This is a genomic window from Haliea sp., from assembly GCF_040222615.1.
Lineage (GTDB): Bacteria > Pseudomonadota > Gammaproteobacteria > Pseudomonadales > Halieaceae > Haliea.
Genome location: NZ_JAVKCQ010000093.1, coordinates 19,108 through 28,772 on the forward strand (window position 1 = coordinate 19,108; position 9,665 = coordinate 28,772).

The window sequence follows — 9,665 nt, forward strand, 5'->3', positions numbered from 1 at the left end:
AGAGTCAGGTCAGGCGAATTCCCCGTTTTTACCAGTGGTATGTCGCGGTGATACTGAATTGCCGACTGCCGGACGTGTCGCTGTCATCAATATGCTTGATATTGAAATCGGCGTAGCGAAAATCGGTGCCAACCGAAAACTGCTGATTGATCCGATAGCGGAGGCCCAGGCCGGCCCAGTAGCCGGTACCGCGCCCATCGCCCGAGAGTTCGGGGTTCGCCCCGAACTTGGTTTCCGCATAGCCGAAAGCAAGGCCACCCCCGGCATAGAACTGAAAGCCGCTACCGCCGATATCCCAGGCACGACGCACGCCCAGATGCAGTTCCGCTGTGTACCCTTCATAGGGATCAGCGCTGTCACTCTTGTCAATGCCGGTGCCGTGCAGATCGACAGCGATGCTGACCGGCCAGCTTGCTTTGCCGATATCCGCGATCAGGCTGATCGAGTCCTGTTCATCTGCGCGCTGCCACAGGCGGCTGTCCAGCTCTTTCGAGCCCAGCCCCAGTGCCACACTGCCAGTCCAGTCTTCCGCATTGGCAATATGGGCTTGACCCAGAATGGCCAAAACCAGCGCGGAGCGTTTGATGATCGAAGCGTTTTTCATGTCGTGACTCTCCAATAGCCGTTCATATGTTGGTGCGGCTGCTCCTGGCGGGAGCCGCGTGATGCTGCAATGTTGACGGGGGAGAGAATAGGGCGGGAGCTGATGAGCGCGGCTCACCAGATGTGGTGATTTATAGGGTGATTTCGATTGGCCTGGCTGATCAGCCAGGTGGTCGCGCGCCGGAGGAGCCTGCAGCCGGCGTCAGACCAGTCCGCGCTCGCTGGCCAGCCGCACCGCCTCGCGGCGATTCCGGGCACCCAGCTTCTGGTAGATATTCCGTGTATGCGTGCGCAGGGTGTTCAGCGAAATGTACAGCCGCTCCGCCATTTGCGGCCCGGAGAGGTCGCTGGCGAGCAGGTGAAGCACAGTTTTCTCGCGTTCACTGAGGGGTTCCGGGAGTAACTGCTGCTCCGGGGAGGCTTTTGCCGGCGCCAGTGCCACAAGCAGGGCGCGTGCCAGCCTCGTTTGCCGGGTGTCCACCTCGGCGCTGCTCAGGAGCTCGGCCAGGGCGGCACCGTGGCTGGCCAGGGTCTGCCAGAAACCGCCCTGTTCGGCCAGCACAAGCGCCTCGTTGACTGCAGATGCGGCGAGCCCTGCCTGTCCCAGCTGCCTGCGGGCAAAGCCGCTGAGCAGCAGAATCTCGACCAGGATGCCGAGACGCTTGCCGGCCCTTGCCGACAGGGCGAGTTTTTCCAGCAGGGTACATGCTCCTGCGGCGAGCGATGCGTCGGCGCGCAAGCGAGCCACCGCGACCTGGCAGTAGGCCAGCGTGGTCAGGGCGAATTCGTCCAGGAAGCTGACCTCCCCGTTACTATCGGGCGCTGATCCCTCGGCCCAGGCCCCGGCGGCCAGGACGTCGCCGCTTTGCAGCAAAATTCTGGCGCGCCATGCGCTCACCGGCCTCTGGTCCGGCAGTGGGTTGTGCTGCTGCTGCACGTCGGCGGCGGTATCGATGCATTCCAGTGCGTGCGCGTAGTCGCCGCGCGCGGCGGCGATCCGTGCACTGACCACATGCCGTCGATGCCGGGTCTCGGGAATCTGCGCGTGGGGGCCGAAACTTTCGGCGTGTTCAAGATGGCATTCGGCCTGTTCCAACTCACCTCGCTCCACGGCGATGGCGGCAAGGAGCACGCAGGCGTCGCCGCTGCTCTGCGGCGCGATACCGGTTCTGCGGGACGCCAGTTGCAGGGCCTGCTCACACAGCGCCTGCGCCTGCTCCAGTGACCCCAGGGTAATCTGGATATCGGCCATCAGGCAAAGTGTGCCAATGGCGGAGTTCAGGTCTCCACCCTCGCGCATCTGCTCACCTCCTCCGGCGAGGCTGAGCAGTGCGCCCTCCAGGTTACCCTGCGACCACTGGGTGAAACCCAGCAGCGAGGAGGCGGCGCCTCGCCATACCCAGGCTGTTGCCGGCAGTACCGCGAGCGCGTTTTCACTGTGCATCGCCACCTCGTCGGGCTGGCCCCGCGCAGCGGCCTGATAGGCGCGGGCAATGGCGATCATCCCAAGCAGGGTGGGCCGCTCCTCATCGGCAGTCAGCCCGGGGTCATTGCTGCCGGCGGGCGGGATCAGGGCTTCGGCATCGGCAAGGTGGCGATTTACCGCTTCCGGGTCTACAGGCAATCGCGCTATTGCCGCATACACACTGAGCGCCGCGCTGGCGCTTACCGTGGCGGCGGGGAGAGCGTCAATCCACTCGCCCGGTACGCCGGTGGCGGACTGAACGTGCATTACCGGCCAGGCCCGCTCGAGCAGGTGCGCGGCCCGCTCTGTGTCACCGGCTGCGAGCGCATGGCCTATTGCATCTTCTGCCATGCCTTTCGCTTCGTACCAGGTGCTCGCACTGCGGTGGAGGCTGGACGGCGACCTGTCCTGCTCCTGTAAATGCATGCGCAGAACGTCGGCAAACAGGTGGTGATAGCGGAACCATTCCCGGTGTTCGTCCAAGGGGACGAGAAACAGGTTTTCCCGTTCCAGTTGTAGCAGGCGCGCGGCGCTGTCGCTGCGCCCGGTGACGGCGTCGCACAGGGGGGCTGTCAGGCGGTCGAGAATGGCGCACTGCAGGAGAAACTCCCGCGTTGATTCCGGCATGCGCTGGAGCACCTCCTCGACCAGGTAATCCAGCACGAAACGATGGCTGCCCGCGAAGGCGCAAATGAAAGTGGCGCTGTCGCTGCGGCCGCGCAGTGACAGTGCCGCCATCTGCAGTCCCGCGATCCAGCCTTCGGTGCGGGCCTCCAGGGCCGCGACGTCCCCATCGCCAAGCTCCAGGCCCATCGTGCGGTTAAGGAACTCGCGGGCTTCTGGTGGCGTGAAGCGAAGGTCGCTCATGCGCAGGTCGGTCAGCTGGTCCCGGGCGCGCAGGCGGGCCAGCCCCAGAGGCGGGTCCTCCCGGGTCGCAATGGCGATATGCAGGCAGGGCGGGGCCTGGGTGAGCAGAAAGTCCACGGCCTCCTGTATCGCCTGGCTGGTAATCAGGTGATAGTCGTCCAGCACCAGCACGGTTGCCACCGGCCGGACGGCAATAGCGTTCACCAGCGCGGTGAGCAGGCTGCGCGCGTCGGTTCCCGGGTCTGCCGCAAGTACGCTGGTGAGTTCCTCTCCCCACTGCGGCTCAATGCGCTGCAGGGCGGCCAGCAGGTAGCGCAGGAATCGCGCCGGGTTGTTGTCGTCAGCCTCCAGCGACAGCCAGGCCATGTTCCGCCCGCACTCGGGCTGCCACGCAGCCAGCAGGGTGCTCTTGCCAAAGCCGGCGCCGGCGGAGACCAGGGTCAGGCGTCGATGGATTCCCGAGTTGAGAGTGTCCAGCAGGCGTCTCCGGTCGACGTGATCCGGGCGCGGCAACGGCACGAACAGTTTGGTGCTGAGGAGCGGGGAATGCATGACTCGGTAGACCTAGTGTCCTGTTGTGCAGGACCGGAAAATCAAGGGAAAAGACTACGATACCTGTTCCCGGCGCCAGTTTCATGGCTTTCTTCGCTGAAGCGACCTTCCCCAGCAGCGCCGACATTGATCGCTGTACCATTGTGTTTATACTCGACCTGACTGTTTCCTGTCCGGGCGCTGTATAAAACGGAAGATTTATGATGACTCTCACCCTGGCAATCAGCGGCAGCGGCGGTGCCGGCGCAATCTCGACCGGCGAACTGGTTCTGCGGCTGTTCGCGGAGAGCGGCGGCTACGGCATGCTGAAAAAGACCTTCAGCCCGCAGATTCGCGGTGGCGAATCCGCTGCCATCGTCCGTCTGGGCAACGCACCGGTAGCGACGATCCCGGCCAGGATAGACCTGCTGATTGCGCTGGACTGGCAGAACTTCGCACGCTTTGCCGATGAGGTGCCAGTCAGCGCCCGCACCCTGGTCCTGCACACCGGCAGCGACGATCCGCCCCCCGGGCTCACCATTGACAATCTCCTGACCATCGACGCCGCAGGGATTGCCGCCGCTGCAGACTCAGGCTGGCTGAACATGGTGTTGCTCGGGATGCTCGCCAGGGGCCTTGGGGGTACCTGCGCCGCAGCCGAGGCCCTGCTGCTCGCGCGTCTGGAAAAACACGATGAAGCCGCACGGGACGCCGCCTGCAGAGCGCTGCGGGCAGGGTTTGCGGAGCCCCTGCCTGAGCCGCTGGCGCAGCTGCTTGCAGCGTTACCGGCGCCCGCGCCTGCGGCTAGTGCGCCCCCGCGCTGGCTCGCCAGTGGCAACCAGATGGCGGCGCTGGGTGCGCTGGAGGCCGGGGTGCGCTTTGTCGCGGCCTATCCCATTACGCCCGCGTCGGATCTGCTGGAATGGTTGGCGCGGCACATCGAGCACTACGGCGGGCACCTGGTGCAGGCGGAGGATGAACTCGCGGCCATCAATATGGTGATTGGTGCGGGGTTTGGCGGGGTACCGGCCATGACCGCCACATCGGGCCCGGGCATGGCGTTGATGAGCGAGGCCATGGGGCTTGCCGTCGCCAGCGAGACTGCGGCGGTGGTGGTCGATGTCATGCGCGGCGGTCCCTCCACGGGCATTCCCACCAAGAGCGAACAGAGCGACCTCAACCTGGCGCTCTACGGCCTGCATGGCGATGCCCCGCACATCGTGCTGGCGGCGCAATCGATTGCCGACTGCCACTTCACCACCGCGTGGGCAGTGCAGCTGGCAACCCGGTTGCAGACCCTCGTGATCGTACTCAGCGACCAGTCCCTCGGCCAATCGATACAGGTCTTCGATGCGCCGGGCAGCGAGCTGCCGCGGGCAGTGGTCGAGCACGCGGTACCGGCGGAGCCCTATCTGCGCTACCGCGACACGGCCTCCGGGGTGTCGCCGCTGGCGCTGCCCGGGGAGCCGGGCCACATGTATACCGCCGATGGCCTGGAGCACGGCGAGAACGCCATCCCGTCACCGCGCTCACGGGACCACCGTCTGCAGCTGGACAAACGCCTGCGCAAGCTCACCGGCTTCGACTTCGGCGAGCGCTGGGCAGATCTCACCGGGCAGGTGGAGGGGCGCTCCGTTATCATCTGCATGGGCTCGGTCACCGCCTCCGCGCTGGAGGCGCGGCAGAGTCTGGCACGCGCAGGGCACGAGGTCGCGGTGCTCAGCCTGCGCCTGCTGGCGCCGCTGCCGCTGGCACAGCTGGGTGCCCTGCTCGAGTCCGCCAGCCGCCTGCTGGTGGTGGAGCACAACCACGGCGCGCAGCTGTGGCACTACCTGCGCTCCCTGCTGCCGCACTGCACCTTCGACAGCCTGGCGCTGCCGGGCCCCGCGGCGATACAGCCCCGGGATATTTTCGCTGCGCTGGAGATCGCTGATGTCGCTTAAAGCCAGGGACTACAAATCCGGGATCAAGCCTATCTGGTGCCCGGGCTGCGGACACTACAGTGTGCTCAACGCCATCACCAAGGCCATGGCCGCGCGCGAGCTTGCAACCCACAATACGGCGATCATCTCCGGCATAGGCTGTTCATCGCGCTTGCCAGCCTACGTCAGCAGCTACGGTTTCCACGGCGTGCACGGCCGCGGGCTGCCACTCGCCACCGGCCTGAAAGTCGCGCGGCCGGAGCTGGAGGTCGTGGCGGTGGGCGGCGATGGCGACGGTTTTTCCATTGGCGGCAACCACTTTCTCCACGCCTGCCGCCGCAACGTGGATATCGTCTATATCGCCATGGACAACGAGGTCTACGGCATGACCAAGGGGCAGGCTTCGCCCACCAGCCCGGAGTCCTGGCTGGACGGCAAGCTGACCCCGCACGGTACCGAGGTGCGCGCCTTCCAGCCCTGCGCCATCGCCCTGGCCAGCGGCGCCGGTTTCATCGCCCGCGGTTATAGCGGTGATCCCAACGGCCTGGCGGAACTGATTTTTGAGGGCATGGCCTTTCCGGGCTTTGCCTTCATTCATGTGCTCAGCCAGTGCGTGACCTTTGTGCCGGAGCAAACCGCGTGGAAACAGCGGGTGCACAGCGTGGACGGCGTCCCCGAATCTGCCGCCGAGGCCGCAGCCCTGATTCACGCCGATGACGGCTTCGGCAAGGGTATCCTGTACCGCAGTCCGCGCCCGGTATGGCCGCGGCCCCATGGGCAGCCTGGCGGGCGTGACCCGCGGGCGGAGTTCGTACTGTGACTAACGAGCTGGTCTCGGATTTGCGGCTGTTTCTCGCCCACAGCCTGGAACTGGAGCAGGAGTCCGCCGAGCGTTTGCGCGAGTTTGCCGACACCATGCGACATCACCAGCAGCGGGCACTGGCAGAACTGTTCGACGAACTGGCCACCTACAGCGATTTGCATGCCCGGGAGGTTGCGGCTATCTGCGAGGGGCACAGCCTGCCGCGCCTCAAGCCCTGGGAGTTTACCTGGCCCGACGAGGAGCCGCCGGAGACCGGTGCCTACGCCAGGCTGCGCTACGAAATGGGGCCGGAGACTGCTCTGCGCCTGATGATCGAGCAGGAGAGCGCAGCCGCTGATTTCTACGGCGCTGTCGCCGCGCAGTCCGTGGACCCCGAAATCGTGAAATACGCCGCGGAGTTTGCGGCGGAAGAGCGCGAGCACGCGAGCCTGCTGCAGGCACGGCTGGCAGTGCTGCTGCAGGAAGGCAGTGCCGCACCGGCCCCGGCGCCGGATATCGATCCGCCGCACCAGCCGGACTAGCCGCGGGCCGGGCTCACTCCAGCGTCACCGTGGCCGCCCGCCCGGGCGGTACAGTTACCGGCGTTGCCGCGCCCTGTCCCCACAGCACCAGGTAGTCCCCCGGTGGCAGGGAAAGCTGTTCCCCCGGGCGTCCCCGGGCAACGGTTTCTCCCGCAGCATTGCTCACCGTAAAGCGGGTAATGGTCGCTTCCAGCAGCGCCGCTTTAAGTGAGTCGCGGTCGCTGGCACTGAAGTAGCTGCCATTGCCGAGGTCTGCCCAGGCACTGAATTCCGCCGCCAGGGCGGCGTCAGCAATCGCCAGGCCGACAATATTCACGGTGATATCCCAGCCCCGGCCGCGCAGGCCGGCGATCGCGGCGGCGGGGTCGCCCTCGCAGGTTTCCTCGCCATCCGTGAGCACGATCAGCAACCTCTTGCCCGGCACTGCCGCCAGGTCGGCGGCGGCCAGCTCAAGGGATCGTCCCAGCGGGGTGCGCGCCAGGTTCATGGCGGTAATGTCGTTGATGACGGCGTTGGCGCTGGCGGGGTCCAGGGGCTGCAGGGGAATCTCCAGGTCGGTGCGGCAGCTGCCGGCCTCGCGGTGGCCGAATACCCGCAACGCAAAGCCGGTACCGGGGGGGATGGTGTCGCTGACCAGTCCGGCGAGGGTCTGGCGCGCAATCTCCACCCGCCGCGTTCCATTGAGGCGCTGCAGCATCGACCCGGAGGCGTCGAAAATTACCCCGACCGCGTCGTCGGTGCCCAGCGCCGGGCGCGCCTGTTGCACCAGCAGGGTACCGGGTGGTTCCGGGGCCGGCAGCACCCGCAGCGCTTGCCTGGCCATTTCGCGCCCGTCCCGGGTGACGTAGACCAGCTGAAAGTCGCCCGCCGTGGGCGGTGCGATCAGGCTGGTAGCGGGGTCTTCAGTGCGGATATAGCGGTAGGCCAGGGTTTCGTTGTCGTCGCTGAGTACCAGGATCCGGTCACCCGGATTGCCGTTACCCTGCCAGGTGGCGCTGAAAGCTGCCAGCGCCTGCACCTCCCCGGGGCCATTGAGCGCGATCTGCGCGGGCACGATCTGCACCGGGCTGCGGCCGATGACCCGGCCGCCAGACCGGCCGCCGGCGGTATAGACAACATCCAGTGCTCCCGGTTGCTCCGGCGCGCGCAGGTTGACGGCGTTGTCGTCCGAATTGCCGACGTAGGCATAGCTGCTGCCGCGGACTGGTGCACCGTCCCGGGCGGCGAAGGTGATCTGGTCCTGGGCATTACGCGGGCCCTCCCAGATCACGCGCAGTTGACCACCGGCATGGACCTGCGCCGGGTGGCTGAGGGTCGCGTGAATCGAGCCTACGGATATCGCTGCCCGGGCCAGGATGGTCGAGCCGCTGATATAGGCCACGTCGTAGTCACCCGCGTCCAGTGGCGCCCGCAGCTTTGCCTTGCCCCCGCGGCTGTTGCCGATATAGGTATAGCTGGCGCCGCGTATGGGTGGGCCGTTGCGCGCCGCGATCACCAGTCGGTCCTGGTTGCTGTTGGGTCCGGTCCACGCGATCTCGAAATCGGCGCCGGCGTCGATACTGGCTGGTGCCGCCAGCTTGGCGTCGGGCAGAAACACCGTCAGTGTGGCGCTGGCCTGAACCTCGTTCTCCCGGACGTAGACGATGCGATACTCGCCCGGCTGTTCCGGTACCAGAATTGATTGTGGATTCTTGCGCACGTAGGCGTAGCTGGCCCGTCCCGGGGTGTCGCCGGGGCCGCGGATCTCCAGCAGCCCTTCGGCTTGCGGCGCGGTCCAGCGAATCTCTATGGTCTCGCGGATGTGGGCGCGTGGTGGAGCTTCTATCGCGTAGTCTGCGGCCCGGGCGGGCAGGGACATCAGCGCCAGGGTCAGAATTGGCAATAATCTTCGCATGCCGCGACCTCCTCGTTTATTTCTAGGATAGGTCATCATTGGTGAGTTGTCGTTTACCGGCCCGCCATCAGCACCGCCATCAGCACCACGGCCGCAGGGGCCACGACACTGACAGCGACAGCCTTAGGGCCCCGATAGCTTCCATGTCCAGGTGGCTGGTGGGCTTGGCGAGGATCAGGGCATGAGCACGGAGCTCAGCTGTGGGACGGGCTACGCGCCCTGCGGCCGCCTTGGGTCTAGCCCAGCCATGTTGCGAGCTGATGCGTAATCCGCGAGTCGCGCAACATTTCCAGGTGGTCGAGATCGTACAGAATGCGCGTGTGGTCGCGGTTCAACCCGAGATCGTACCGCGGATCGGCATGCCTGCCGGTGGCGCTTGAAGGATGCACGAGGCCATCGCCGAGCATCCTGCCGAGCCGCTCCCCGGATTTTTTTGACAGGGTCGCGGCGATGGCGAAGTGCTCCACGCCCGGGGGCAACGGCGTGGGGACGCGATAGTCGGCGTTGTCGCTGTGGGCGTCGTGGTGTTGCCAGTCCTCCTCGCGCAGGTTGCCGTGACGCAGGTCGGTAATGCCGTCGCTGCGAACCCTGCCCAGCATCGCGATGGGCGCAGTATAGGGACTGTAGGTCAGCAGTTTCTGCAGCCAGAAGCCGCCGCGCTCCATGACCGCGCCGTGGTGCGGCGTGCCGATATACACGGCTTTATCCACCCGGCCTATCCAGTCCTGCTGTGCCTGTTGTGCACTGAGCATGGCGCTGCGGGCAACCAACCCACCCATGCTGAAGCCAATCAGGGTGCTGGACTCCACCGGCACGGGCCAGTCGGCCACCAGTGCGTCGATCGCCGCGGACAGCTCCCGGCCATTGTCGGAGATGTGCTTCCCCGAGTTGTAGCAGACGTAGATTGGCGTGAACCCATGCTGGTTGGCCAGCGCCTCGATATGGTTGTGATTCTGCCAGGTCCATTCCCGATCATTCATGCTCAGGCCGTGGATGGCAATCAGCAGGCGGCCATTCTGGTCGCTGATGCTGTCGCTGA

At 65.9% G+C, this 9,665-nt stretch carries 7 protein-coding genes; 3 read left to right on the forward strand and 4 right to left on the reverse strand.

What is annotated here, in order from left to right; all coding sequences use genetic code 11:
- Positions 1-28: 28 nt before the first annotated feature.
- Both RJQ10_RS07945 and RJQ10_RS07950 read right to left on the reverse strand, forming a co-directional pair.
- Positions 29-604, reverse strand: a complete 576-nt coding sequence (locus RJQ10_RS07945; RefSeq protein WP_350145370.1) for an outer membrane protein — start codon at positions 602-604, stop codon at positions 29-31.
- Between the two features lie 201 nt (positions 605-805).
- Positions 806-3,487: a winged helix-turn-helix domain-containing protein gene (locus RJQ10_RS07950; RefSeq protein ID WP_350145372.1), complete on the reverse strand. Its 2,682-nt coding sequence runs from the start codon at positions 3,485-3,487 to the stop codon at positions 806-808.
- A 200-nt stretch (positions 3,488-3,687) separates the two neighbouring features.
- On the opposite strand from RJQ10_RS07950, the gene RJQ10_RS07955 reads away from it, so the two are divergent.
- The 3 genes from RJQ10_RS07955 to RJQ10_RS07965 are packed head-to-tail and all read left to right on the forward strand — an operon-like array spanning position 3,688 to position 6,732.
- Complete coding sequence (locus tag RJQ10_RS07955) at positions 3,688-5,409, forward strand: 2-oxoacid:acceptor oxidoreductase subunit alpha (protein ID WP_350145374.1); 1,722 nt, start codon at positions 3,688-3,690, stop codon at positions 5,407-5,409.
- The gene (locus RJQ10_RS07960) at positions 5,399-6,208 is read left to right on the forward strand and encodes a thiamine pyrophosphate-dependent enzyme (RefSeq protein WP_350145376.1); all 810 of its coding nucleotides are present in this window, start codon (positions 5,399-5,401) and stop codon (positions 6,206-6,208) included. The genes RJQ10_RS07955 and RJQ10_RS07960 overlap by 11 nt, the downstream gene beginning before the upstream one ends.
- Positions 6,205-6,732 (forward strand): ferritin family protein, encoded by a 528-nt coding sequence (locus tag RJQ10_RS07965; protein WP_350145378.1) that lies wholly within the window; start codon positions 6,205-6,207, stop codon positions 6,730-6,732. Before RJQ10_RS07960 ends, RJQ10_RS07965 begins: the two co-directional genes overlap by 4 nt.
- Before the next feature lie 13 nt (positions 6,733-6,745).
- Here RJQ10_RS07965 and RJQ10_RS07970 read toward each other — a convergent pair whose 3' ends face one another.
- On the reverse strand, positions 6,746-8,626 hold the full coding sequence (locus RJQ10_RS07970) for a vWA domain-containing protein (protein WP_350145380.1): 1,881 nt from the start codon (positions 8,624-8,626) through the stop codon (positions 6,746-6,748).
- A gap of 236 nt (positions 8,627-8,862) precedes the next feature.
- A partial coding sequence (locus RJQ10_RS07975) for an esterase/lipase family protein (RefSeq protein WP_502880222.1) occupies positions 8,863-9,665 on the reverse strand: 803 nt, incomplete at its 5' end.